Source organism: Arsenophonus sp. ENCA (assembly GCF_002287155.1).
Taxonomy (GTDB): Bacteria; Pseudomonadota; Gammaproteobacteria; order Enterobacterales; family Enterobacteriaceae; genus Arsenophonus; species Arsenophonus nilaparvatae.
Genome location: NZ_NHNG01000548.1, coordinates 1 through 612 on the forward strand (window position 1 = coordinate 1; position 612 = coordinate 612).

Consider the following 612-nt stretch of genomic DNA (forward strand, 5'->3'; position numbering starts at 1 on the left):
TACTTGCAAGAATATTTTATAGATATCTTTAATGCATGGATAACCGGACAAAATATGAACATCCTGATTTTTTCTTGTTTTTAAATTTATACTTCTTTTTTAGAGACTGCGAAACTCSTSAATAMTKAAATTGATRAAAGATTGCCCCTWTAAAAAGGGGCGTTRAGATTAATTAGTGACGTTCYAGGAAGTGGGTCAATTCACCTTCATACCASTGATCGGTRCGCGCGGTGATTATCCCGATTTGTTGATGGTGGAATTGTTCAAAAAGCTGTTTTATTTCCGCTAACACGGTATAGATATTCTCACGTTTACGCAAAAGTCGTTTGATCGTCTGCTTTTCAGCGTCATTGATAATCTGGCGTAGTGACTCGGTGATATAGTAAATCCTGCGACATTCTTTAGCCATCAGCGGTATATGCTCTACCTGAAAACGCTCCGGGGATGGTGTGCCAGTCACTTCGCGTAACGCCAGCCACACCGCATTACTCCATGAACGCTCAAAACGAAAACCATTTGTCATACACCAGACTAAATGTGTCAGGTTACGAGTATCCGAATGGGTGAAACGCTCTACGGCTTTTGGTTGTGGATTAGGGCGTTCATATTTGC

1 pseudogene is annotated in these 612 nt (G+C 40.7%); it reads right to left on the bottom strand.

The window, feature by feature from the left end:
- Positions 1-172 precede the first annotated feature (172 nt).
- Positions 173-612 (bottom strand): annotated as a pseudogene (locus CBG25_RS14200) (hypothetical protein); the annotation flags it as partial.